This window comes from Falsirhodobacter sp. alg1, assembly GCF_000739715.2.
Classification (GTDB): domain Bacteria; phylum Pseudomonadota; class Alphaproteobacteria; order Rhodobacterales; family Rhodobacteraceae; genus Falsirhodobacter.
Genome location: NZ_BBJC02000007.1, coordinates 1 through 24,828 on the forward strand (window position 1 = coordinate 1; position 24,828 = coordinate 24,828).

Consider the following 24,828-nt stretch of genomic DNA (forward strand, 5'->3'; position numbering starts at 1 on the left):
TATACTGAMGACCCCCCCCCCCCCCCCCCCCCCATCAGAGGCAGAATGGCATCTGCAAGAATATTGGCTGGCAATCCCTGGTAGGCCGTATGTTTCCGCTGTGCGACATAAACAACGTCATAACCACGTTTCAGCAGAAAATTCACGCCAAAGCCGGACGGCGCAATATCGGTGCCCTGATACCCGAAACAGACAACCAGTTTTGAAACACGATCTTCGGCCAAATGCGATGTAACAAGATAATCGCGATCTTTCGCAAGTGTTTGTACATTGATTTGACGGTTGGTCATCTGGATGCTTTCCTGCGCTTATTTACCCAACTCAAATAACCTTATCTGTGCTTGGCAAGATAAAGCCGACTGATCAAGAACCATTTGGCATTACCGTTATTCATATGGAAAGAAGAATATTGCAGCTTATCCAATGATAAGAGAAAAATTATCATGCCGGCAATAAAGCTGATTTTGGTGCTGGACAAACGACACGGATATTCACGTGTAAATGTCGCAGGTTGGCGCGAATATAAGCTATCTTGCCGCATTTGCGGCGCAGTCATATCTACACGTCAAGTCGAAGAAATGCGTCGCCGATTGTCTAATGGATTCCCTTCTTGGCGGAATATTCGCATTGGTAAATGATACGTTGATTACCGCCGGGCCGCCATCAACTGATCCAGGGCATCCATGATCGGGGCCATGCTGTCATGATCGGGCTGCAATGTCTTTGCCGCAGCGGTCATTTCAATAATCCGCGCCTCGTCCAGCAGATCCAGTGCCTGCGCTAGACCGGCCGCACCGGTCGCAACCGCAGCCTTGGCGGCATCCAGCTTTGCAAACACATCCGCAAAGTTTTCGACATGCGGGCCGTGGATAAGGGCAGAGCCATGCGCAGCAGGCTCGAACGGTGTATGCCCGCCCTTGGGAACAAAGGAGCCGCCGATGATCGTGACGGCCGCCGCATCATACCACAGGGGCATCTCGCCCAGGGTGTCAGCGATATAGACATTGCCGCCCGGCGGATCCCCTTTGCTGCGTTGGGCAACGTGCAGGCCTGCGGCGCGTGCCAGCCCGGCAATGGCATCGCCGCGTTTTGGATGGCGCGGGGCGAGGATAAGCCAGTCGAATCTGTTCTGTGCGGCAAAGGCCTGCAGGATCGGCGCATCCTCCCCCTCGTGGGTAGAGGCCGCCAGAAGGGTTCTGGCCCTTGCACAGGGCAGGGGCACGGTGCCGGCGCTGATGGCCAATGCCCCCGCCTTCAGGTTCAGCCGCGGGCCCAGTTTGTTCGCCGCAAGGCCCAATGACAGCAGACGCGCCTCACCGGCGGCGTCCTGGGCGCTGACCCAATCCAGCGCCCCCAGAATGCGGGCCATCAGCGGAATCCGGGCCCACCGGCGGGCAGAGCGCTCCGACATTTTCGCGCCCACCACCATCACCGGAATGCCGCGTTTATGGCAGCCAAGAATACGCTCGGGCCACAGTTCGTTCTCCACCACGATCAGGGCACGGGATCTGAAGAAACGGGATTGAACAAACGGCAGATCAAACGGTGCCAGCCGTGCCGTGACACCCGCGATGGCCCATCCCTCCACCATTGTACGGGCCGTTACCGAGTTGCTGGTCACCAGCACCCTGTCCCCACGGGCCGCAAGTTCGGAAACCAGCGCCTTGGCAGAGGTCAGCTCTCCGTTGCTGGCCCCGTGGATCCATATCGCACCCTGGGGGACGGGGCCGCGGCCCAGCCTCTGGGCCAGCCCGCCGCGCCGCGCACCGATCAGCAGCAGCACCGGCAGTGCCAGCAGCATCAGGATGCGGTACAAGATCATGGAAGCGTCACCTCGACGGTCTGGGCCAGCGCGCCTGCCTTGTCGAAAATCATGATGCGGCTGTCATCGGTGACGATGGCCGTCCAGTTGCGTCCCAATGTCACAGCCTGCGGCACCACCCCTTCGGGCAGGCGGATTGCCGGCGGTACCGAGGGCGTGCCCGCAATTTGCGGCACCCGCGTGACAAGCAGCCAGATCACCGTTATCAGCCCCGCTATCAGCACCATCGTCAGGATGGTGACCAACGCTTTCAAAAAGCCCAATCCGGGCGGCAAGCCTTGCGGAGCTTCATCCATGGCGATCCTTTCAGCCCCCGAGGGGGCGCAGCAGCTTCAGATTGTTATCGGGGCAGAGCCGCCCGACCGCCTTGATAAGGCGCTGGCGCGCGAGGTGCCAGAGGAGGCGTCGCTTTCGCGATCGCGTCTGGCCAAGATGATCGCGGCAGGCGAGGTGTGGCACAACGGCGCGCCGCTGACCGACACCAAGGCCAAACTGGTCGAGGGTGATGTCCTGACCCTCTATCTGACCGCGCCGGTGGATCTGGAGGCGCAGCCGCAGGATATCCCGCTTGAAGTGCTTTACGAGGACGATGATCTGATCGTGGTCAACAAGCCTGTCGGAATGGTGGTTCATCCGGCCCCCGGCACACCCGACGGGACGCTGGTAAATGCGTTGCTGTCCCATTGTGCGGACACACTGTCGGGGATCGGCGGCGCCAAGCGTCCGGGGATCGTGCACCGCATCGACAAGGATACATCCGGCCTGCTGGTCGTGGCAAAAACGGACAGGGCGCATCATGGCCTTGCCGCGCAGTTTGCCGCACATACCGTGACCCGCCGGTATCTGGCTGTGATTCACGGCGTGCCCAGTGCCGCCGATCCACGTTTGCGCGGTACGGCCGGCGTCAGCTTCGAATCCGGCGGCATTCTAAAGATCGCAACGAATCTGGACCGGCATCGTACCGACCGGCAGCGGCAGGCCGTGACACAGCATGGCGGTCGCCATGCCGTCACCCGCGCACGGGTGCTGGAAAGCTTCGAAGTTGCCTCTCTGGTGGAATGCTGGCTGGAAACGGGGCGGACGCATCAGATCCGTGTGCACATGTCCCATGTCGGTCATGGTCTGCTGGGAGACCAGACCTATGGCGGCAAGCGCAAGGTCGCGGCCAAGGCACTTGGCGCTGCGGCAGCCGAAGCTGCAGCCACATTTCCGCGGCAGGCGCTGCATGCGGCCACGCTCGGGTTCGTGCATCCCGGTACCGGAGAGGAGCTTGCCTTCGAAGCGCCGCTTCCGCAGGATATCGATGCGCTGCTGGCCGTGCTGCGGCGTGGCAAAGATGACGAAAAGTGAAACAACCGGCCCTTCGGGGCCACATTTACGTGAAATCACGCAACAAAAACCTTTTTCCGAACGTTTGTCCGGTATCGCGTGTTATGAAGAGCGCAGTTGCAATCCGGCAGCTTGAAGGAGGCCAGACATGGCAGGTTATACCAATCTTCCCGCCCCGAGTCCCGAACAGGGGCTGAACCGCTACATGCAGGAGATCCGCAAGTTCCCTCTGTTGGAACCCGAGGAAGAATACATGCTGGCAAAGCGTTGGGTCGACCATGAAGATTCCGGTGCCGCCCACCGTCTTGTAACCAGCCACCTTCGTCTGGCCGCGAAAATTGCCATGGGCTACCGCGGTTATGGCCTGCCACAGGCCGAAGTCATCTCCGAGGCGAATGTCGGCCTGATGCAGGCTGTGAAACGGTTCGATCCCGAAAAGGGTTTCCGTCTGGCGACCTATGCGATGTGGTGGATCCGCGCCTCGATTCAGGAATACATCCTGCGGTCATGGAGCCTTGTGAAACTGGGCACGACATCGGCCCAGAAAAAGCTGTTCTTCAACCTCCGCAAGGCGAAGGCGAAGATGGGTGCATTGGAAGACGGCGATCTGCGCCCCGAAAATGTTGCCCGTATCGCCCATGACCTGAGCGTGACGGAAAGCGAAGTGATCGAGATGAACCGCCGCATGGCCGGGGCCGATGCCTCGCTGAATGCGACCGTCGGTTCCGAGGATGGCGGCGCGCAATGGCAGGACTGGCTGGAAGACGAGGACAGCGATCAGGCCAATGATTACGCCGAAAAGGACGAGCTGGAAACACGGCGGGAACTGCTGGCCGAAGCCATGGCCGTGCTGAATGAACGGGAACGCGATATTCTGGTACAGCGCCGTCTGTCGGATGAGGCTGTCACGCTGGAAGATCTGTCAGATGTTTATGGCGTCAGCCGTGAGCGCATTCGCCAGATCGAGGTGCGCGCCTTTGAAAAACTGCAGAACAAGATGCGCGATCTGGCACGCGGCAAGGGAATGGCAATCCCGGCTTGATCCCTGATCCTGATGCAACGCACGAAAAAGCCGGCCATGGAGCAATCCATGGCCGGCTTTTCATATGCAGTGCCGCAGTCAGGGCACCGCAGGATATCAGTCTTCCATCGCTTCCAGTTCGTCGATGAAGCCTGCGATCATGGAAAGCCCCTTGTCCCAGAACTTCGGGTCACTGGCATCAAGGCCGAAGGGGGCCAGCAGCTCCTTGTGGTGTTTGGAACCACCTGCCTTCAGCATTTCAAAGTACTTGTCCTGGAAATCGGCGTCCCCTTCAGCATAGACGGCATATAGCGCGTTCACGAGGCCGTCACCGAAGGCATAGGCGTACACGTAGAATGGCGAATGGACGAAATGCGGCACATAGGCCCAGAACGTCTCGTATCCGTCCATATATTCAAATGCATCCCCCAGAGATTCGGCCTGTACCGACATCCAGAGCGCGTTGATGTCATCCGGCGTCAGCTCGCCTTCGGCGCGGGCTGCATGGAGTTTGCATTCGAAATCATAAAAGGCGATCTGCCGGACGACCGTATTGATCATATCCTCGACCTTGCCTGCCAGCAGGGTCTTGCGCTCTTCCTTGGTCTTGGCACCATCCAGCAGTTTGCGGAATGTCAGCATTTCCCCGAACACGCTGGCGGTTTCGGCAAGGGTCAGCGGGGTGGAGGACAAAAGCTCTCCCTGATCGGCAGCCAGAACCTGATGCACGCCGTGCCCCAGCTCATGCGCCAGTGTCATGACATCACGGGGTTTGCCCAGGTAGTTCAACATCACATAGGGATGCACCGTGGTAACAGTCGGGTGGGCGAATGCCCCCGGCGCCTTGCCTGCCTTTACGCCGGCATCAATCCAGCCCTTGGTAAAGAACGGTTCGGCCAGCTCGGCCATGCGCGGATCGAATGCGGCATAGGCATCCCGGACGGTCGTGCAGGCCTCATCCCAACCGATGGTGCGTGGCGTTTCCGTGGGCAGCGGTGCGTTGCGGTCCCAGACCTGCATCGTATCCAGCCCCAGCCATTTGGCCTTCAGGCGATAGTAGCGATGCGAGAGTTGCGGATAGGCGGCCACGACCGCATTGCGCAGGGCCTCCACCACCTCGGGTTCGACGTGGTTCGACAGATGCCGCGCGCTTTGCGGGGTCGGCATCTTACGCCAGCGGTCCTCGATTTCCTTTTCCTTCGCCAGCGTATTGTGGATGCGGGTGAACAGCTTGATATCCTTGCGGAAGGCATCCGCCAGCGCATGGGCGGCAGCCTCGCGCTTGGCGCGGTCGGCATCCGTCAGCAGGTTCAGCGTGGATTCGAGGTTCAGATCCTCACCGTCCACGACAAAGGTCATGCCGGCGGTGGTTTCGTCGAACAACCGGTTCCATGCCGCAGCGCCAATGGTGGACTGGTCGTGCAGGAATGTCTCCAGCTCGTCCGAGAGCTGGTGCGGGCGCATGGCACGCATCCGCTCGAACACCGGGCGGTAACGGGCCAATCCGGCATTCCCTGCCATCAGCCCGTCCAGATGCGCATCTTCCAGCCGGTTGAATTCCAGCGTGAAGAAAACCAGCGGCGTGGTGAAATTGGTGATACGGTCCTGCACGTCGGCCATGAACTTGGCGCGGTCGCTGTCCATCGTGTTCTGGTAATAGAGCAGTCCGGCATAGGACATCAGGCGACCGGCGGTGATGTCGATCTGTTCGTAGGCTTCCACGCACTCCAGCAGGGCTGCCGCATCCAGTGCGGCCAGATTGCCCTGATATGTTGCGGCAAAATCGGCACAGGCATTTTTCAGCCATTCCAGATCACGCTCCACCTCCGGTGCATCGGGATCGGCGTACAGATCGCTCAGGTCCCATTCGGGTAATCCCCGCATTCCGCCCGAGGTGGCGCTCATGTCGAAAACGGGGCGGGGCAAGGGAAGGGTCATGATGGGTCCTTTGTTCTGTTGCCCTTCACATAGGGGCGGGGGGGCTTGCGGGGCAAGGGGGCCTTAGCTGTGCCGGGCCAGAAGTGCCTTCAGACTGTCCAATGTATCGATTTCCGTTACGGGTTTATCGCGCCGCCATCGCAGCATGCGCGGAAACCGCAGGGCAATCCCCGATTTGTGGCGCGGAGAGGCCTGTATCCCCTCGAAGGCGATCTCGAACACCAGTTCGGGCGGAACACGGCGGACCGGCCCGAATTTTTCCAGCGTGTTGCGGCGGACCCAGCGGGTAATCTCGTTGAATTCGGCATCCGTCAGCCCGGAATAGGCTTTGGTAAAGGGGACAAGCGCCTCTCCGTCCTGCACGGCAAAGGTGAAATCGGTAAACAGGTTGGCCCGCCGTCCGCTGCCGGATTGCGCATAAAGCATCACGCAATCCACGGTAAACGGATCCAGCTTCCACTTCCACCAATCCCCGCGTCTGCGCCCGACGTGATAGGGGGAGGACAGGCGTTTCACCATCAGCCCCTCGGCAATCTCGGCGCGTGCCGTTGCCCGCGTTCTGGCCAGCGCCTCCCAGTCGGCAAAGCCGATAGCTGGCGAAGGACCGATGGGCAGGCCCGCCGGAAGCGCGTTCAGCAGATCCTCCAGCCGGGCGCGGCGTTCGGCCAGCGGCAGGGACCGCAGGTCGATGCCGCCTTCTTCCAGCAGGTCATAGGCCAGCAGATGCGCGGGCGCTTCTGCCAGCAATTTCCTTGATACGTTCAGCCTGCCGATCCGTTTCTGCAGCCGTGCAAAGGGCAGGGGCCGGTTGCCGTCCCACGCCAGAATTTCGCCATCAATCACCGTGCCGTTGGGCAAAGCCTGTGCCAAAGGGGCGAAATCTGGAAAGCGGTCGGTGATCAGTTCCTCCCCCCGTGACCAGAGGGCGAATGTTTCTCCGCGCCGGATCATCTGGCCGCGTATGCCATCCCATTTCCATTCCGCCTGCCATTCTGCGGGCTCCCCCAGTGCCGCCGGATCATCCAGCGCGGTGGCAAGGGCAAAGGGATAGGGGCGCGCCCCTTCGGCGGCAGGATCGGCGCTTTCGATCAGGGCCGCCCAATCGGTGGTGGCCGGCGTCCAGTCGCCCATCAGGCGATGGGCCAGTTCGGTTTCGGCATGTCCGGTGGCCTGTGACAGGGCCCGTACCATCAAGCCCTGGCTGACACCCATCCGAAAGCCGCCGGTGATAAGCTTGTTGTACAGAAAGCGCTCGTTCGTGGCCAATTGGTCCCAGGCGTCCAGAATGGCCCGACGGCGGATATCGGCGTGCTGCCCGATCAGCGCGATCAGGGATCCGATCCAGGCGGCCAATGGCAGATCGCTGGTGCCGGTGGGTGGCGGCAGCACCAGCGCAATGGTTTCCGACAGATCCCCCACCACTGGATAAGCCTCTTCGAACAGCCATAGCGGAATGCCCGCCGCCTCTGCCGCCCATGTCCGCAGCTCGGTTGAATTGGCGGCCCGTTTGGGACGCCGACCGGACAGCAGCGCGATGGTCCACAGACGGTCGGCTTCGGGGGCTTCGCGGAAATAAGCGGCAAGGGCCGCGACCTTGACCGTGGTCTTGGTTGTCCGGTCCAGCGTGTCGAACAGGGTGGCAAAGCGGATCATTCGACAACCTCGATATCATCCTCGGTTTCGCCCTCATCCCCCTCGTATTCGGTTTCCACGATGCCGGCGTCATAGCCTTGGTCGGCCAGCCAGCGGCGGAATACCTGCGTATAGCCATGGGTAACGAACACGCGTTCGGCCCCCGTGGCGCGGATGGCCCAGTTCAATCCCGCCCAATCGGCGTGATCGGACAGGACGAACCCCTGCGACAGCCCGCGTCGCCGCCGCACGCCGCGCATGGCCATCCATCCCGAGGCAAAGGCCTGCGATGCCCCCGTGAACCGCCCCGCCCATGGCGTGTTCAGCGCAGATGGCGGGGCGATGACCAAAGCCCCCGGATGTGTCTTTGCCGTTATGTCCGGCCCGGCCCATACCGTATCGGGCAGGGACAACCCCTGGCCGCGCAGCACACGATTCGTGGCCTCCACCGCGCCATGCGTCAGGATCGGGCCAATATCCGGATTCACATTTGCCAGAATTCGTTGCGATTTGCCCAAAGAATAGGCGCCAAGGATTGATGTCCGTCCCGCTGCGGCATTGGCTGCCCACCATTCATTCACCTGTGCCATCACCTCGGGCTGGGGCGTCCAGTTGAACACCGGCAGGCCGAAGGTGCATTCGCTGATGAAGGCATGGCAGCGCACAGGTTCGAAGGGCTCGCACAATCCATCCGGTTCGGTCTTGTAATCGCCAGAGACGACCCAGACCTCACCTCCGACCTCGACCCTTATCTGTGCCGAACCCGGCAGATGGCCTGCAGGATGAAAGGAGACATTGGCCCCGCCTATGCGGCGCACGTCGCCGAAGCGCAGGGTTTCCCCGCGGATGGCCCCCAGACGATGGCGCATGACGGGCATCGCCGCCTCTGTCGCCAGATAGCGGTTATGCCCCCCGCGGGCATGGTCCGAATGGCCATGGGTGATCAGGGCCATATCCACCGGCCGCCACGGATCGATGTAAAACCCGCCTGCGGGGCAGAAAATGCCTTTGTCGGTAAAGGTCAGAACCGGATCATTTGCCATATCGCAAAGGATAGATCCCGGCAGCACCCGTTCCAGCAGATCATCGGACCTATTGCCGGAAACGTTAGACATTCGGCGATCCTGTGCCAATTAATAGAGGAATGCAGAGGGGGTGCCGAAAACGTGACGACCTGTTTCAACGAGATGTTCGACGCCGACGCCGTTCGCCAGCCCTATGCGCGGCTGGAAAGCTGGACCAAAGCCATGCCGGACGCATTGCGTCATATGAAGCAGGCCGAGGCCGAGGCGCTGTTTCGCCGCATCGGAATTACATTCGCGGTTTATGGAGAGGGTGGCGATCCCGACCGGCTGATCCCCTTCGACATGTTTCCCCGCGTTTTCACCGCCCGTGAATGGGGGCGGCTGGAACGGGGGATCAAGCAGCGGGCCCGCGCCCTGAACGCCTTTCTGGTGGATGTGTACGGTCGTGGAGAGATCGTGCGGGCCGGCCGGATCCCTGCCGATCTGGTGTATCGCAATGCGGCGTTCGAAAAATCGGTCGTGGGTTTCATTCCGCCCAAGGGCGTCTATTCCCACATTGTCGGCATCGATCTGGTGCGGACGGGGCCGGATGATTTCTTTGTTCTGGAAGATAACTGCCGCACGCCGTCCGGTGTCAGCTACATGCTGGAAAACCGCGAGATCATGATGCGGATGTTCCCCGACCTGTTCCGTGAAAACCGGATCGAGCCGGTTGACAATTACCCGGCCCTGCTGCGGCGCACGCTGGCCTCGGTTGCCCCCGCCAAATGCGACAAGGAACCGACGATCGTCCTGTTGACGCCGGGACACTACAATTCCGCCTATTACGAGCACAGTTTCCTGGCCGACATGATGGGCGTGGAACTGGTCGAGGGGCAGGATCTGTTCGTCGAGGGGGAATACGTCTGGATGCGGACCACCGAAGGCCCGCGCCGCGTGGACGTCATCTATCGCCGCATCGACGATTCCCACATCGACCCGCTGTGCTTTCGCCCTGACAGCATGCTGGGGGTTCCCGGGCTGATGGATGTGTATCGCTCGGGCGGTGTGAACATCTGTTCCTGCCCCGGGGCGGGGGTCGCGGATGACAAGGCGGTCTATACCTTCGTGCCGGAAATGATCCGCTTCTATCTGGGAGAGGAGCCGATCCTGAACAATGTCCCCACGTGGCAGTGCTCCAAGGCCGATGATCTGAAATATGTGCTGGAAAACCTGCACGAACTGGTCGTCAAGGAAGTGCATGGATCGGGGGGATACGGAATGCTGGTGGGGCCGAAATCCACCAAGGACCAGATCGAGCGGTTCCGCGCGCGGATCGAGAGCAAACCGTCCAACTATATCGCCCAGCCGACATTGGCCCTTTCGACCACACCCACCTTTGTGGATGAGGGGGTGGCCCCGCGCCATGTGGACCTGCGGCCCTATTGCCTTGTCGGGGACCGGATCGAACTGGTGCCCGGGGGGCTGACCCGCGTGGCGCTGACCGAAGGGTCGCTGGTCGTGAACTCGTCGCAGGGCGGCGGGGTCAAGGACACCTGGGTATTGGCGGAGTGATGACATGCTGAGCCGGACCGCCGAAAACCTGTTCTGGATTGCCCGCGCGATGGAGCGGGCCGAAAACACCGGTCGCCTGCTGGAAGTGGGCGCCCGCATTTCCCTGCTGCCGTCCATTCACGGATACCGCAGCGAATGGGACAGCCTGCTGCAGGCTTCGGGCACCGCAGAAGGGTTTGATCGCAAGTATGATGCCGCCGTAGCGCGGAACATCGAAAGCTACATGTTCTTCGATGGCGACAATCCGTCATCGGTGGTGTCCCTGTTCAATCAGGCGCGGGAAAATGCGCGCATTGTCCGGACGGCGTTGACCACGCAGGTCTGGGATGCCCTGAACATGGCCTTTCAGGAACTGAAGCAGCTGGAACGCCGCCCCCGGTCGGAACTGGAACTGACCGAGATGACCGATTGGGTCACCCGTACGGCCGCATTGGTGCGTGGGTCCATCAATGCCACGCTGTTGCGCAATGACGGGTTCGATTTCCTCAACCTCGGCTATGCGTTGGAACGTGCGGATGCGACCGCGCGGCTGATCGACGTCAAATACTATGTGCTGCTGCCGCGTGTGGAATTTGTCGGCTCGGGCTTGGATAACTACCAATGGATGACGCTTTTGCGGGCGCTGTCGCTGCACCGCGCCTTTCACTGGAGCTATGCGGGCGACATCACCGCCCGCAAGATCGCCGATTTCCTGATCCTGAACCCCCAGAACCCGCGATCCCTGATCACCAGTATCGAATCGGCCAACTGGGCACTGGACCGGCTGGCCAAATCATACGGGCGGGACATGGATGTACAGCACCATGCACGCATGTTGCTGGCCCGCCTGACGGCCACCACGGTCGAGGATATCTTTGACGAGGGGATGCATGATTTCGTGACGCGCTTCATCGATGATACCGCCCATCTGTCGCACTGCGTCTGGGAAAACTATCTGACGGGGGACGTAAGATGATTCTGACGGTCGAGCATGTGACCCGCTATGAATACGACGCGCCCATGCGGGGAATGGTCCAGAGCCACAGGCTGCACCCGTCCAGCTTTGACGGGCAGAAGGTCCTGTCATGGAATGTGACGGTGACCGACGGCGTAAAGGGCGGCAGCTTTCGTGACGGGGCGGGCGATCTGTTTGAAAGCTGGTCGGTAATCGGGCCTGTCTCTTTGGTGGAGGTCCGCGTTTCGGGGCAGGTGGAAACCACGGATATGTCGGGCATCCTGCGCGGGCATCGGGAGGTGATCGTACCGACCTGCTATCTGCAGGAAACGGCGGTGACGCGGCCCGATCAGGCGCTGCGCGATATCACCGCAGGGATCCGGGATATGGAGCCTTTGCAGATGGCCCATGAAATTGCGGCCCGGATCGCCGACGCCATCGTCTGGACCACCGGCACCACAGGATCGGCCACCACCGCGGCCGAGGCACTGGCAAGCGGGCAGGGGGTCTGTCAGGATCATAGCCACGCTGTCATTGCGGCGGCACGCCACGCCGGGCTGCCTGCGCGATACGTGTCAGGCTATCTGGTGGCAGAGGGGGTGCAGGATGCGGCCCACGCCTGGGCTGAAATCTTCGTGAAGGGATTGGGATGGGTTGGCTTCGATGCGGCCAATAAATGCTGTCCGGATGACAGATACATCCGTTTGGCGTCCGGATTGGACGCTACGGACGCTGCGCCGATCCGTGGATCATCACGCGGAGGCGGAGCGGAAACGCTGGAGGTGACGGTTGCGGTCGGCCAAGCCCAACAATAATATCGCACCCAACGAAACGGAGTTGCGATGACGTACTGTGTGGGCCTTTTGCTCGATGAAGGGATGGTCCTGCTGTCCGATACCCGGACGAATGCCGGATTGGACAATATTGCGAGCTATCGCAAGATGTTCTGGTTCGAGGAGCCGGGGGAGCGTGTGATCGTTGTCCTGACCGCCGGATCCCTGTCGATCACGCAGACCACGCTTGCGCGGCTGCGTGAGGCGATCGATAGCCCTGATGCATGCGAGGCCACCTCGATCATGAAGGCACCGACGCTGCTGAAGGTGGCCGAGATCATCGGAAACATGCTGTCGGAGGTGCGGGCCGATGTGGATCACAAGCTGGCAGTCATGGATCAAGCGGCATCTGCCAGCATGATCGTGGCTGGGCAGCGCAAGGGCGGGGACATGCGCATGTTCCTGATCTATCCCGAAGGCAATTTCATCGAGGCAACCGAGGATACGCCCTATCTGCAGATCGGAGAGCATAAGTACGGCAAGCCGATCCTTGACCGGGTGGTGCGGCGGCAGACCTCGCTGGATGATGCGCGCAAGGCGGTTCTGCTGTCGATGGATTCGACGCTGCGTTCCAATCTGTCGGTGGGCATGCCGCTGGATCTGATGACGGTGGCCAAGGACAGTCTGCATGCCAATGACCGTCGCCGGATCGATGCAGGTGATGAGGTGTTCCGCGAGATGTCCAACGCATGGTCCGTGGCCCTGCGGGATGCGTTCGTGCGGATCAAGGTCTGAACAAGCGTTCTGCGGCATCCAGAAACGCGGTTCTGGTTCGGGGGCGCTCCATCATGATTTCATGCTCGGCGCCGTGGACGGTATGTAAGCCGGCCCCGGGCCAGCGCGCCATGCGCGCGGTGACGGCGGCCTTGTCCACCACACGTTCCGCTGTGCCGATCATGGCAAGGGCAGGGGTGTCGGGGCTGTCATGACGCTCCAGCTCGCGCATCTCGATCAGCGCGGCGTTCAGCCAGCCAAGGCTGGGGCCACCCACCATCCGGTCGGGCATGCTGCGGGCATCCTCTTGCAGGCGGGCATAGTTATGCGGATCCGTTGTCAGGATGTTGCCCTTGAAGGGTGCGTCCAGCACATAGGGCATCGGGCTTATTCCCGGCACGATGGTATGTCCGCGCGCCAATAGCCGAGAGCTTCCGGCGACCAGATTGGCGATGGGGCGCATCAGCCCGGCCAGCGGAATGCCCCACATCGGCGCGCTGAAGGCAACGGCCGCCGCCTGACCGCCCCGAAGCAGCCAGCGCAGGGCGATGCACCCCCCCATGGAATGGGCGATGACATGCAGACGCCCCGTTACAAGGTCAAGCGCGGCATCAAGATCCAGCTGGTATTCGGCAAAACTGTCGACATGGCCGATATGCGGATCATTCAGGGGGCGGGTGGATCCCCCCTGGCCACGCCAGTCGAAGGTCACCACCGAGAACCCGCGGGAAACCAGATCCGCGGCGATGCCATCATATTTTTCTATGTATTCGGTGCGACCCTGAAGGATCAGCACGGTATCCGCGCCGCCCTCCCATCGCGCTGCGCGGATATCGCACCCGTCGGAGGTGCGAAGGATCCTCACGTCAGCGCCATGCCCAGTTTCATCGCCACAGGCATGGAGCCATCCACCTTCAGCCGCCCCGTCATGAAGGCCGTGGTGGGTTTCAGGCGGCTTTCCAGCAGGGCGCGGAAATCCTCGGCGGTTGCGGTCAGGGTCACATCGGCGGGGCCATCCCCTTCACGCACGCCGGTGCTGTCGGCGATGATGGTGCCTTCGCCCAGCATCACGAACTTGGCCGTGCCGCTGAAATTCTTGAGGCGGGCGCCGAGCCTGTCCACCGCCTTGTCGATCACCCTGCCCATGCGCCTGTTCCTTTCGTGACCATTACGGTTCTGGTATTTTCCGCGTGCTGCGTTACCTTGGCAATATGAGCGCACAGAACCCGTTTTTCCATGTTTCACTGGCCATCGCCCTCGGGTTTTTTGCCTCGGGGGCCAGTGCCGCCAGTCTTGATACGCTTTATGACCAGTTGAAAGCTGCGAATGAGGCCGAAGCCCCGAAGGTTGCCGCCGAAATAGAGGCGGAATGGGACCGTTCGGGGTCGGCGGCGATGGATCTGCTGCTGCAACGTGGGCGGGCGGCTTTGGCCGAGGGGGATTACGAAACCGCCATCGCCCATCTGACGGCACTGATCGATCACGCGCCCGATTTCCCCGAGGGGTGGTCGGTTCGCGCGCAGGCCTTCTATCAGGAGGGGCTGCTGGGGCCGGCGCTGGACGATATCGCTCATGTGCTGACGCTGGATCCACGCCATTACACCGCGGTCGTCGGGCTTGGCACCATTCTGGAAGAGGTGGAGCGCCCCGAAGACGCCATTCGCGCCTATCAGGAGGCGCTTGCTATACATCCCTATCTCGACGGCATAGAAGAGGCCATCGACAGGCTTCGCGTAGACGCGGACGGGCAAAACATCTGAGGTCCAATGCGGCAGAGCGGGCGGGTTACGGCGGTTCTCGGGCCGACCAACACCGGCAAGACACATTATGCCATCCAGCGGATGCTGGGGTATCGTACGGGGGTCATCGGCCTGCCGCTGCGCCTGCTGGCGCGCGAGGTTTATGACCGTATCGTGGCGCAGCGCGGCCCATCGGTCGTGGCGCTTGTCACCGGAGAAGAGCGTATCGTGCCGGATCGTACCCAGTATTGGGTCTGCACGGTCGAGGCGATGCCGCAGGATATCGGTGCCGATTTCGTGGCTATCGATGAAATCCAGCTGTGCGGCGACCCCGAGCGGGGGCATGTGTTCACCGATCGTCTGCTGCGGGCCCGCGGCCTGCATGAAACGCTGTTCCTTGGCTCCGAGGTGATGCGTTCCGCAATCGCCTCGCTGGTGCCGGGGGTGGAGTTCATGCGGCGTGAACGCTTTTCCACGCTGACCTATACGGGTGAAAAGAAGATAAGCCGGATGCCGCCGCGCAGCGCGATCGTCGGGTTTTCGGTAGACAACGTCTATGCCATCGCCGAGCTGATCCGCCGGACCAAGGGCGGATGCGCGGTGGTGATGGGCGCGCTGTCCCCCCGCACGCGCAATGCGCAGGTGGATCTGTATCAGAACGGCGATGTGGATTATCTGGTGGCAACCGATGCCATCGGGATGGGCCTGAATCTCGATATCCGGCACGTTGCTTTTTCCTCGACCGATAAATTCGATGGCCGCCGGATGCGCCCCCTGTTCGCGCATGAACTGGCGCAGATCGCAGGCCGGGCGGGCCGCCATACCGAGGCGGGCACATTCGGCGTTACGGGCGAGGCGGGCCCGCTGGACGAGGATCTGGTCCGCGCCATCGAGGAATCACGTTTTGCCCCGATCCGTAAACTGCAATGGCGTAACGACCGGCTGGAATTCGGCACGACCGAGCGCCTGATCCAGAGCCTCGAGGCGCCCACCGACAACCAGTGGCTGATCCGTACGCGGGAAGCGGGGGATCTGGTTGCGCTCAAGGCATTGTCGGCGATTCCCGATGTGATCGACCGCGTGAATGATCCAAAGGCCGTGCAGCTGCTATGGGACGTTTGCCGTATTCCCGATTTTCGCGGGCGTTCGGGCGGGGAGCATATCAGCCTGCTGACGCGGATTTACGGGTTTCTGCGCGATGGCAGGATTCCGTCCGACTGGCTGCGTCAGGTTATTGCGCGGATTGACAGGGTGCAGGGTGATATAGACACTTTGTCGACGCGTCTGGCCTATATTCGCACGTGGACTTATGTCGCGCAGCGCAAAGGCTGGCTGGATGACGAATTTCATTGGCGCGAGGAGACTCGCGCGGTAGAAGACCGATTGTCGGATGCGCTCCATGCGCAGCTGACCCAACGCTTTGTCGACCGGCGCACGTCTGTGCTGATGCGGCGGTTGAAACAGAAGGAGACCCTCGTGGCCGAGGTGAACGACAAGGGTGAAGTGACCGTCGAAGGCGAATTCGTCGGACGGCTTGAGGGGTTCCGCTTCCGTCAGGATGCGTCAAGTACCCCGGACGAGGCGAAAACATTGCGCCAGGCGGCATTCCAGGCCCTTNGGCCCGAATTCCATCTGCGTGCGGACCGTTTCTACAACGCGCCCGATACAGAGATGGATTTCACCGAGCAGGGTGGCCTGATGTGGGGCGACCAGGCGGTGGGCAAGCTGGTTGCCGGCGCCGATGCGATGAAGCCGCAGGTTGAGGCCTTCGTCGATGACGAGGCCGGCCATGACGTGGCCGAAAAGGTAAAGCGCCGCTTGCAGCACTTTATCGACCGCAAGGTTGCAGCCTTGTTCGAGCCGCTGTCCAACATGGCACGGGACGAGACGTTGACCGGTCTGGCCCGCGGATTCGCGTTCCGTCTGGTCGAGGGCCTGGGTGTACTGCCGCGTGACGGAATAGCCGCCGAGGTGAAGGCCCTGGATCAGGAAGCCCGTTCGGCCCTGCGCAAGCATGGCGTGCGTTTCGGTCAGTTCACGGTATTCCTGCCGTTGTTGCTGAAGCCTGCCCCCACGCGCCTGCGTCTGGTTCTGTGGTCGTTGACCCAAGGGTTGCAGGAATTCCCGGAAAGCCCGCCCCCGGGGCTGGTCACGATTCCGAACGTCGAGGGTGTTCCGCGCGAGCACTACATCCTTGCAGGATACCATCCTGCCGGAACCCGCGCGATCCGCATCGACATGCTGGAGCGTCTGGCCGACCAGCTGCGCGCCAAGGACAGCCGCGCCGGCTTCGAGGCGACAGCCGACATGCTCTCGATCACGGGTATGACGCTGGAGCAATTTGCCGATCTGATGGGGGGGCTCGGTTATGCCGGCGTCCGTGGTGAACGCGTCAAGACGCGCGCTGTAACACCACCCCCTGCGGCTGCCGAAGGCGAAGCGCCGGCCGTGGTGAATCCTGTGCCCGAAGGTGAGAATGCCGCTGGTGAAGCCGAAGCCCCCGTTGAAATGGAGGTATTCTACACCTTCACCTGGGCACCGCGCCGTCGTGAACAGGCCCCGCGCCGGGAGGGCAATCGCCCGCCGCGTACCGAAGGGGACCGTCCGGCCCGCAAGGAAGGCGAACGCCCGCCGCGCAAGGATGGAGAGCGTTCGGGTAAGCCGAAGGGCAAACGTCCGGATCGCAACGAAAAGCCGCGCCAGTTCGAAGCACGTCCCGAGCGGCCTGCCAAGATCGACCCCGACAACCCGTTTGCGGTTCTGGCGGCGTTGAAAAACAAGGGCTGATATGGGGGAGACCCCGGTACGCCCCACGATGCGCCTGGACAAATGGCTTGTTCAGGCGCGTTTCTTCAAGACGCGGACCATCGCCTCGGCTGAAGTCGAGGCAGGCCATGTCCGTGTGAACCGGATCAAGACCCGCAAGCCGAGCTATGCCGTAGGTGCGGCGGATACGCTGACATTCCGGCAGGGGGATATGATCCGTGTCATCCGGATTGCCGGGTTGCCGGAACGGCGCGGTCCTGCTGCCGAGGCGCAGGCGCTTTACGAAGATCTGGCGACGGATGTTTTGCCCGATCCGCCCCATCCGGGCAAATATTCCAGATCGCGATAATAGGGGCGAGCGCTGGTCTTTCCTGATGACAGCCGCTTGCCCTTCGGCACAGGCCGGCATAGGTAATCATGCGGAACCGCTCGGAGCCCTACCATGACCTATGTCGTCACCGATAACTGCATTGCCTGCAAATACACCGATTGCGTCGAGGTGTGTCCGGTCGATTGCTTTTATGAAGGCGAAAACACGCTTGTGATTCACCCGGATGAATGCATCGATTGTGGTGTATGTGAGCCGGAGTGCCCTGCGGATGCCATCCGTCCGGATACTGAGCCGGATATGGAAAAATGGGTCGAATTTAACCGCAAATGGTCCGAAAAATGGCCGGTCATCACCCAGAAACGGGATGCGCTGCCCGACGCCGAGGCTCGTGATGGTGAGACCGGAAAGCTGGAGAAATACTTCAGCGAAGCGCCCGGCGAAGGTAACTGAACGTCGTCACAGTTGGAACCATGCTGATTCTGTGATATGATATAGTCATATTCAGCCGCATGGATCCCTGTCGGGCTCTCTGCATCATATCAAAGGCTCCCTGCCTGATAGGCACATCTCCATCCGGTTTCTATCGGGAGGGGGTTTTGCCGTTGGTGGGTCCTTGAACGAGGAAACGAATGACCAAATCCAAGAAGCCTGAGTTTCGCCCGGATGATTTCGTGGTGTATCCTGCGCATGGCGTGGGCAAGATCATCTCTATCGAAGAGCAGGAAATCGCAGGCCTGACGCTGGAGCTTTTTGTTGTCTCGTTTGAAAAGGACAAGATGACTTTGCGCGTTCCGACGCATAAGGCGACTGAAATCGGCATGCGTTCCCTTTCGGCCCCGGATGTTGTTGCCAAGGCACTGGATACCTTGAAGGGCAAGGCCCGCGTGAAAAAGGCTATGTGGTCGCGCCGGGCACAGGAATACGAACAGAAGATCAATTCCGGCGATCTTATGGCAATTGCCGAGGTTGTGCGCGATCTTCACCGTTCGGATGACCAGCGGGAGCAGTCCTATTCCGAGCGCCAGCTGTATGAATCGGCTTTGGAGCGTCTGACCCGTGAAGTTGCTGCTGCTTCGGGCATTGACGAAGCCGGTGCGCAAAAGGCGGTGGGCGAGGTTCTGACGACACGCGTCGCAGCCTGAACCGATAGCGATACGCTTTATGACGCAGCCTTCGGGCTGCGTTTTTTCATGCCTTATCCGCGGGGCATCTCGATCGCGTACAGCTTGTTACCCTTGCGGTAATGCACGGCATTTTCCGTAATCGCAGCGACAACACCGCCATCTAGGCGGTCACCGATACTGACGCGTGCAATCCGGCCATTCGATTGGCGCACCAATGCGGTTCTGTTGGTTTCACTGCCGGAAATACTGATGACGTTCGTACGGTTCATCGCCAGCACATCATCCTGCGTGGCATTGCTGGCCACCGAGGCGGTGGTAGGAATGCGCGGTGCCGTGGGAACGGGTTCGGGGGCGGGCGTGGCACGGGCTGTTGTGGTGGCTTGCGGCGCCGGTGCGGGGGTGGCTGCCGGGGCTGCGCGTACAGCCGCCTGCTGTGTGGCCCGCACGGACGGTGCCGGTGTCGGAGCCGGGGTTGCAGGCGGGGCAGCCATGGCAGCAGCAAGAGCAGCCTGAACCGAATCCCGTGAAATGCCCGAAGGCCGTAGCTCGGGGCGCTGTGAAACCTCCACCGCAGTGGCAGAAGGCGATGTATCCTGCGAGACTAAGGATGCCGAGGCAACATTCAACGGTGCCGACGGCGTTTCGGCTGCGCTGGTCGGGCGCGTCTGCGGGCGCGGGCTGGCCAGAACGGCTGCATCTGCCATCATGACCGGCGCTGCCGCCGCGGGTTCCACGGTATCCGGGCGCGCAGCCGGGCGGCTGTCAGCCACGGCGAAGGGCGGCGCTGCGATTGATGGATCAACAGTAATCGCGCGGGCAACGGGTGGCAAAACGGGCTCGTCCTGTGCAATCACGGCCGCAGCCTTGACCGTTGCGGGGCGAAGGCGGGGACGGGCATTTGCCAATGCAGGATCCGCATCTGAAGACGCCGCAACCGTGAAGGCTGCGGCGGCAGGCGCGGCAGAAGCTGTGGTGGTTGCATCGGGTGTGTCAGGCCCCGAAAACGATGCCGGACGATCCGGCGGCGTACGCGGCGGCAGGCCGGCCACCAGTGTCACCCCGTCGGGGGTGACCACGCCGTCCGGGGTGGGGATGATCTGCCCTGCCGCATCCAGCTCATAAGAGACGTCTGTCGTTGGCGGGTTTGCGGGCAACACCGGATGTGCATCCTCGGTCGCGCTGGCGGTCAGGATGCCCGCTGTCGTATCCGGTTCGGGCGCAGGTGCGGTATCGGCGGCAATATCAAGCTGGGTGGTGTCGGCGCTTTGCAGTACGGAAGGCTCCTCTGCCGCGACCGGCAGTTGCGCAAGGGCGACATCCGCTTGATCCGTCACGGGGTCGGATATGGCCTGATCTGCCGCTTCCTGTGCAGCCGGGGCAGGATCGGTCAGTAACTGCGCCACTGCATCATGGGCCGCAGTGGAGAGGGCGGCGGCAGCCGCCTCCTTGTTTTTGGCATCCGCATAATAGGCCGATACAGCGCCGATGATCGCCAGCCCTGCCAGCAGCAGGACCGTCAGGAACAACCCCAGGAATCGCGGCTTCTTATGAGGCTCCTTGCCGGTTTTGTCCGGCATGTCGGCGGGGCGCTTGGCCGGTTTGCTGTCGGTCACGCGCAGCGGTGGCGGGCGCATATCCGGCGCGGCCAATGGTGGTTCAATCGCAGCGGATGTGGCTGTAACCCCGGAACTGTCCAGGGGTGTGTTGACCGCCGGGGCCTGTGCGGGGGATTGCACCGTGGGTTCGGCCTTTGGGACAATAACCGTCCGGTCGGCAGCCGAAGGGGCCGCGACCGATGGTGTGACACGCATGACGCTTGGTTCTGCCCGAGGCGCAGATTTCGCAGGGGCCTTGGGGGCTGTCCGTTCCATGGTTGCGGGCGCAGCGCGTTCGGCCCGGATCGGCGCTGCCGTGACCGGACGGAACGAGGGGTGATCGAATTGCGGCGCAGCACCCAGTGTCGGGGCTTCGTACACGGCAGGCTCCGGCTCGGGCGGCAGGGGCGCGATCTCTTCGGTAACAGGCTCCGGTTCCGGCTCGGGGTCCTGCACGGCCCAAAGATCCGTAACCTTGCGCGGTGCGGGTGTGGGATCGGGTTCGTAGGGCGGCACGAAGACCGGTGCCTCGGGCTCCGGATCATCGGTCGGGCCGGGAACCTCGGGAACATCCCACGCTTCGGCCTCCGGCTCGTCGGCCACCCATTCTGCAACCTGTTCATCGGCCGGTTCGGGCGTGACGGCCCAATCCGTGGCGTTTTCGGCATCCTCGGCTGGTGCGGGAACGGGTTCGGCCGCAACGATGGGCTCCAGCTCCACATCCGTATCGACGGGTTGCGGAACGGGATCTGCTGCGGGTTCGACTGCTGCTGCGGTGGCAAGACCGGCCAGCGCAGGTGCCATCATGAGATTGTCACGCATCGGGTCGGAGCCGTTGATGAAACGGGGGGCGACCATGGTCGTGCCGAACCAAGGTTCTGCAGGAAAGCGTCCTTCGGGCGCGATGGCGGTAAAGGCAACGGGGTTGAAGCCGTTATCCGTGGCAAACCCCTCCGCCTCATCCAGTGTTTCACGGGCAATCACGGCAAGCGACGCGCGCCCGCCGACATGCTGCCAGTCATAAACCAGATCGGAGGGATCATAAGGGGTCAGCCCGTCAAGCGCCGCAACGACCTGCGATTCGTGATCCATGCCCAGCAACGGTACGCTGGTATAGAGAATCTGCGAATTGGGCAGGGCGATCTTGGTGGTCAGCCCGTCTGGGGCCAGCGCCTCGGCCTCGGCCCGCAATGCTTCCAGGCGTTCTGTCAGGTCGGGAACATCAAGCGGGGTGGCACCAAGAGACGTCCAGCCGGCATCTGTACGATGCAGGAGAACAAGGGTGTCTTCGCGGAAAACGAGAGCAAAGCCGGGGATCATGGGAAGGCATACACACTGTTCGAGTGGCGGAGGCCGCATGCGCCCTCCAAGTCCGATCAAGAGTAAAGCAGGTTTCCGCCAAAAGGAAGGATCTGCAACACAGATGGCGAATTTACGCTATATATATCGTGGAATATTTTTTCGCAGAGGAGTGTCGATATGGGTTGGGTAAAAGCGATGGCGACAGGCGTTGCCCTGATGGCACCTTTGGCTGCATGGGCAGACCCCGAGATTACCGTAACCGGAGAGGGGCAGGTCTCGGCCGCGCCGGATATGGCGACGGTCTCCATGGGGGTTACAAGCACAGGCGCCACGGCACAGGAGGCGATGCAGGCCAATGCCACGGCGTTGCAGCAGGTCATGGCCAAACTGGGCGATGCCGGTATTGCCGAAGCTGATATCCAGACACGCGGCCTTCAACTGAATCCGGACTGGTCCGAAGGCAACGATCGCCAGATCACGGGCTATACGGCTGCGAATATGGTGACGGTCAAGGTACGGGCGTTGGACAGTGTGGGCGGGGTGCTTGATGCAGTGGTCGCCGATGGGGCGAACACGTTGAACGGTATTGCCTTCGATCTGTCTGATCCGAAACCTGCCGTCGATCAGGCCCGCAAGCTGGCGGTTGCCGATGCAATGGAGCGGGCGCGCCAGTTGACCGATGCCGCCGGCGTATCACTGGGCAGGATCGTGTCCATTTCGGAGGGCGGCGTGTCGTCCTCGCCGCAGCCTGCCTACCGCATGGCCGCAGCCGACGCGCGCACCCCGATTTCAGGTGGTGAGGTGACGCGCGAAGCACAGGTGACGATCGTGTTCGAGCTGGGGGAAGGGTCCTAACGGGCCCATAGCCCTTCGCGGCGGATACGGTTGCGGATGGCCTGTTCCTTGCGGGGCAGGTCATTCCGGTCGAACAGGCCCCGCACCTTCATACCGTTGCCTTCATAGAGCATTTTACGCGTAGCGCCGTATTTCTGCAGTTTGTTGCGGACGGCATTCTGTTCGGCCACCCGCTGCATCATGGCAACCGCCTTATCGCTTTCCCGCGCGAACATCAGCGGCAGGATGCGCCAATGGCAGGTGACATCGCCATCCATTCCGGCCAGTTCCGGCCCCGGACGCCCCCCGCCGAAGGATGCGATGACCAGCGGCAAGACAGCCTGATCCAGCCACGGGTCCATCTGCTGGCAGGTGATAATCTCGGGGCGGTCATGCCAGACCTTCTTTGCCCATTCCAGATAGCGTTTGCCGAACTGCTTGGGGCTTTTGTAAAAGAACCAGCCCGCGTTGAAATACATGTAGCGGCGCCAGTATCCCTCGGGTTCGTCGGGATCCAGTGTCGGCTCGAACGGTACGCCGAACTCCTTGTACAGGCCCTGCCAGGTTTCCCCTACGCTGGGGCCATAAAGCTCTTCGGCGGGCCAGGTATTTTCCCGCTTCATGGAGGCGGAGGGGCGGTTGAAATCAAATTTCACGCCGGCAAAGCTGCCAAGGATCAGCGTGTCGGTATCAAGGAACAGGAACGGTTCATCCGGCAGGGCGGCAAGCGCCTCGATCTTGTTGCCGTTGGGGTAGGCATCTCCGAAGACCTCGGCATCGAAGCCGATGACTTCGGCACCCAGATCCTCCAGCAGGGCGCGCCCGGTCTTGGACATGCGCGGATCACTGGCCCAACGGGGGCCGGGCTGCGGTTCGGCAATATAGAGTGTTCCGGGGAAATCAGGGTCGGCAAGGCGAAGGGAGGTGGCAAGGATGATGGCCTCATATTCCAGCCGGCCTGCCTGCCCGATGGCAAGTATGTTAAATTTTTGCCGCGCCATCTCTGCGTCTCCCCATCGGTTTTCCTTGTCCTTCATAAAGGTTTGCAAGGATTCGGTGAACCCGTCGTGAATGCCGCCCCCACGGAAAAATGCCGGAATTGCCGGACCGGCAATTCCACCGCATGCAACTTGGGCGACTGCATTCGTTTTGTGCGGTCACGATGCGGGTGGCGTGGTGGATTGGAAAGAGGGCACATACCGTCCTGATCGCAAAGTGTTAACGCGCGGGCGAACTGTGGCACAAATACAATTGCAGGCGCGATGCCCCCGCCATTCCGGACATCTGAAAAAGGGAGGGGTTTTGCGACCTGAAACCATGACAACCGGAACGCTGTGCCGGATTATGGGGCCGAAAACCAGCAGATGGCCGGAAACGGTATTTTCGCGCGCTGTAATTCAGGCCGATAAAATGCGTATCGCCTTTGAATAAAATTGACCGGTCCGGACAGCGTTATTACGCTTTATCCCAAGTATGATCCTTGGGTGCCATATCCATAATCGCGAGATATTGGCCGTCTGAGGCAATGGTGGGCAATATGACAGTCTGGAGCGATCCCATGTTCAAGATGACCGCAATTTCCGTCCTGTTTTCTTCTGTAGCGGTCATGGCAGCGGCGCAAAGTTCGGATCAGGATCTGGGGCAGGCCGCCAGTGATCCAACGGCCTCCTTGACGGCTTATATCCTGCAGGATTTCTATACGCCGAATTACCATGGGGGAAATGACGGGCAGGGAAACCGCCTGCAATTCCGGATGGCCTTGCCCTATCAATTGGGCAGCACGAATAACATATTCCGTATCACACTTCCCTATGTAACCGAAAATCTGGCCAATACATCGGGGCTATCGGATGTCACGGTTTTCAACCTGACCACATTTGATCGTACATGGGGGCGTTTCGGTCTGGGGGGCGTGGCTCTAGCCCCGACCGGCAGCGATTCCCAAAGCGCGGAACGCTGGGCCATCGGCCCTGCGGCCGGTTTCGTCGCCCAGTCGGACTGGGGGATCTGGGGGGCGTTCAACCAGAACCTGCTGGATATCGGGGGGGATGACGATCATGCGCAGGTCGATGTCTCCATCCTGCAGCCCATCGTTTCGCTGAATCTGGCCGATGGATGGTCGATCGGTACTTCGGATATGTCGATCACCTATGACTGGAACGCGCATGATTTCATCAGCCTTCCCCTTGGCATCCAGCTGAACAGGCTTGCCAATATCGGGGGGAAGCCAGTCCAGTTCGGGCTGAGCTATGAATACAACTTCTACGATGATGCGCCGGCGCCGAAGGATACGATCGGCTTTACCATCAAGGTTCTGTCACCCACCTGAACGGGG

Annotated in this window: 23 protein-coding genes; 13 read left to right on the forward strand and 10 right to left on the reverse strand. The window is 61.4% G+C overall.

Features of this window, described 5'->3' with window-relative positions; genetic code table 11:
• From TR36_RS16050 to TR36_RS12635, 3 genes are all read right to left on the reverse strand, one after another.
• Positions 1-290: hypothetical protein (locus TR36_RS16050; RefSeq protein ID WP_237763590.1), on the reverse strand; the 290-nt coding region annotated here is incomplete at its 3' end.
• A gap of 356 nt (positions 291-646) precedes the next feature.
• Positions 647-1,822, reverse strand: coding sequence for a 3-deoxy-D-manno-octulosonic acid transferase (locus TR36_RS12630; RefSeq protein ID WP_045386954.1), 1,176 nt, complete (start codon positions 1,820-1,822; stop codon positions 647-649).
• Positions 1,819-2,118, reverse strand: a complete 300-nt coding sequence (locus TR36_RS12635; protein ID WP_045386952.1) for a DUF6476 family protein — start codon at positions 2,116-2,118, stop codon at positions 1,819-1,821. Before TR36_RS12635 ends, TR36_RS12630 begins: the two co-directional genes overlap by 4 nt.
• On the opposite strand from TR36_RS12635, the gene TR36_RS12640 reads away from it, so the two are divergent.
• Complete coding sequence (locus TR36_RS12640) at positions 2,117-3,172, forward strand: RluA family pseudouridine synthase (protein WP_045386949.1); 1,056 nt, start codon at positions 2,117-2,119, stop codon at positions 3,170-3,172. The genes TR36_RS12635 and TR36_RS12640 overlap by 2 nt on opposite strands.
• Positions 3,173-3,299: 127 nt before the next feature.
• Positions 3,300-4,193, forward strand: coding sequence for an RNA polymerase sigma factor RpoH (gene rpoH / locus TR36_RS12645; protein WP_045386946.1), 894 nt, complete (start codon positions 3,300-3,302; stop codon positions 4,191-4,193).
• Between the two features lie 96 nt (positions 4,194-4,289).
• Here rpoH and TR36_RS12650 read toward each other — a convergent pair whose 3' ends face one another.
• The 3 genes from TR36_RS12650 to TR36_RS12660 all read right to left on the reverse strand — a co-directional run bounded on the left by TR36_RS12650 (position 4,290) and on the right by TR36_RS12660 (position 8,785).
• The gene (locus TR36_RS12650; protein WP_062763407.1) at positions 4,290-6,110 is read right to left on the reverse strand and encodes a M3 family oligoendopeptidase; all 1,821 of its coding nucleotides are present in this window, start codon (positions 6,108-6,110) and stop codon (positions 4,290-4,292) included.
• A 63-nt stretch (positions 6,111-6,173) separates the two neighbouring features.
• Complete coding sequence (locus TR36_RS12655) at positions 6,174-7,763, reverse strand: ATP-dependent DNA ligase (RefSeq protein ID WP_045386941.1); 1,590 nt, start codon at positions 7,761-7,763, stop codon at positions 6,174-6,176.
• A complete protein-coding gene (locus TR36_RS12660; protein ID WP_045388655.1) occupies positions 7,760-8,785 on the reverse strand; it encodes a ligase-associated DNA damage response exonuclease in 1,026 nt (341 codons plus the stop codon). The genes TR36_RS12655 and TR36_RS12660 overlap by 4 nt, the downstream gene beginning before the upstream one ends.
• Before the next feature lie 144 nt (positions 8,786-8,929).
• Here TR36_RS12660 and TR36_RS12665 point away from each other — a divergent pair, with 144 nt between their 5' ends.
• Genes TR36_RS12665 through TR36_RS12680 form a run of 4 tightly spaced genes read left to right on the forward strand, consistent with a single transcriptional unit; the run spans position 8,930 to position 12,823 of the window.
• Positions 8,930-10,321 (forward strand): circularly permuted type 2 ATP-grasp protein, encoded by a 1,392-nt coding sequence (locus tag TR36_RS12665; protein WP_045388653.1) that lies wholly within the window; start codon positions 8,930-8,932, stop codon positions 10,319-10,321.
• A 4-nt stretch (positions 10,322-10,325) separates the two neighbouring features.
• Complete coding sequence (locus TR36_RS12670) at positions 10,326-11,276, forward strand: alpha-E domain-containing protein (RefSeq protein ID WP_045386939.1); 951 nt, start codon at positions 10,326-10,328, stop codon at positions 11,274-11,276.
• Positions 11,273-12,070 carry a transglutaminase family protein gene (locus tag TR36_RS12675; RefSeq protein WP_045386937.1) on the forward strand — a complete coding sequence of 266 codons (798 nt, stop codon included), beginning with the start codon at positions 11,273-11,275 and terminating at the stop codon, positions 12,068-12,070. The genes TR36_RS12670 and TR36_RS12675 overlap by 4 nt, the downstream gene beginning before the upstream one ends.
• A 27-nt stretch (positions 12,071-12,097) precedes the next feature.
• A complete protein-coding gene (locus TR36_RS12680) occupies positions 12,098-12,823 on the forward strand; it encodes a hypothetical protein (RefSeq protein WP_045386934.1) in 726 nt (241 codons plus the stop codon).
• Here TR36_RS12680 and TR36_RS12685 read toward each other — a convergent pair.
• Both TR36_RS12685 and TR36_RS12690 read right to left on the reverse strand, forming a co-directional pair.
• Complete coding sequence (locus TR36_RS12685) at positions 12,813-13,667, reverse strand: alpha/beta fold hydrolase (RefSeq protein ID WP_062763410.1); 855 nt, start codon at positions 13,665-13,667, stop codon at positions 12,813-12,815. The two genes, TR36_RS12680 and TR36_RS12685, sit on opposite strands and share 11 nt — an antisense overlap.
• A complete protein-coding gene (locus TR36_RS12690) occupies positions 13,664-13,948 on the reverse strand; it encodes an SCP2 sterol-binding domain-containing protein (RefSeq protein ID WP_045386928.1) in 285 nt (94 codons plus the stop codon). The genes TR36_RS12685 and TR36_RS12690 overlap by 4 nt, the downstream gene beginning before the upstream one ends.
• 44 nt (positions 13,949-13,992) lie before the next feature.
• Here TR36_RS12690 and TR36_RS12695 point away from each other — a divergent pair, with 44 nt between their 5' ends.
• The 5 genes from TR36_RS12695 (at position 13,993) to TR36_RS12715 (ending at position 18,780) form a co-directional block, all read left to right on the forward strand.
• The gene (locus TR36_RS12695; protein ID WP_237763591.1) at positions 13,993-14,562 is read left to right on the forward strand and encodes a tetratricopeptide repeat protein; all 570 of its coding nucleotides are present in this window, start codon (positions 13,993-13,995) and stop codon (positions 14,560-14,562) included.
• A 6-nt stretch (positions 14,563-14,568) separates the two neighbouring features.
• The gene (locus TR36_RS12700; RefSeq protein WP_045386925.1) at positions 14,569-17,328 is read left to right on the forward strand and encodes a helicase-related protein; all 2,760 of its coding nucleotides are present in this window, start codon (positions 14,569-14,571) and stop codon (positions 17,326-17,328) included.
• A gap of 1 nt (position 17,329) precedes the next feature.
• Positions 17,330-17,656, forward strand: coding sequence for an RNA-binding S4 domain-containing protein (locus TR36_RS12705; protein WP_045386922.1), 327 nt, complete (start codon positions 17,330-17,332; stop codon positions 17,654-17,656).
• Positions 17,657-17,749: 93 nt separating this feature from the next.
• Positions 17,750-18,088 carry a ferredoxin FdxA gene (fdxA, locus tag TR36_RS12710; RefSeq protein ID WP_045386920.1) on the forward strand — a complete coding sequence of 113 codons (339 nt, stop codon included), beginning with the start codon at positions 17,750-17,752 and terminating at the stop codon, positions 18,086-18,088.
• A gap of 179 nt (positions 18,089-18,267) precedes the next feature.
• Complete coding sequence (locus TR36_RS12715; RefSeq protein WP_045386918.1) at positions 18,268-18,780, forward strand: CarD family transcriptional regulator; 513 nt, start codon at positions 18,268-18,270, stop codon at positions 18,778-18,780.
• A gap of 53 nt (positions 18,781-18,833) precedes the next feature.
• Here the strand turns inward: TR36_RS12715 and TR36_RS12720 are convergent, their stop codons facing one another.
• Complete coding sequence (locus TR36_RS12720) at positions 18,834-21,677, reverse strand: hypothetical protein (protein ID WP_045386916.1); 2,844 nt, start codon at positions 21,675-21,677, stop codon at positions 18,834-18,836.
• 159 nt (positions 21,678-21,836) lie between these two features.
• Between TR36_RS12720 and TR36_RS12725 the strand changes: the two genes are divergently transcribed.
• Positions 21,837-22,514: an SIMPL domain-containing protein gene (locus TR36_RS12725; protein ID WP_045386914.1), complete on the forward strand. Its 678-nt coding sequence runs from the start codon at positions 21,837-21,839 to the stop codon at positions 22,512-22,514.
• Here TR36_RS12725 and TR36_RS12730 read toward each other — a convergent pair.
• On the reverse strand, positions 22,511-23,494 hold the full coding sequence (locus tag TR36_RS12730; protein WP_045386913.1) for a hypothetical protein: 984 nt from the start codon (positions 23,492-23,494) through the stop codon (positions 22,511-22,513). The two genes, TR36_RS12725 and TR36_RS12730, sit on opposite strands and share 4 nt — an antisense overlap.
• A gap of 536 nt (positions 23,495-24,030) precedes the next feature.
• Between TR36_RS12730 and TR36_RS12735 the strand changes: the two genes are divergently transcribed.
• Complete coding sequence (locus tag TR36_RS12735; RefSeq protein ID WP_237763592.1) at positions 24,031-24,822, forward strand: hypothetical protein; 792 nt, start codon at positions 24,031-24,033, stop codon at positions 24,820-24,822.
• Positions 24,823-24,828: the final 6 nt, after the last annotated feature.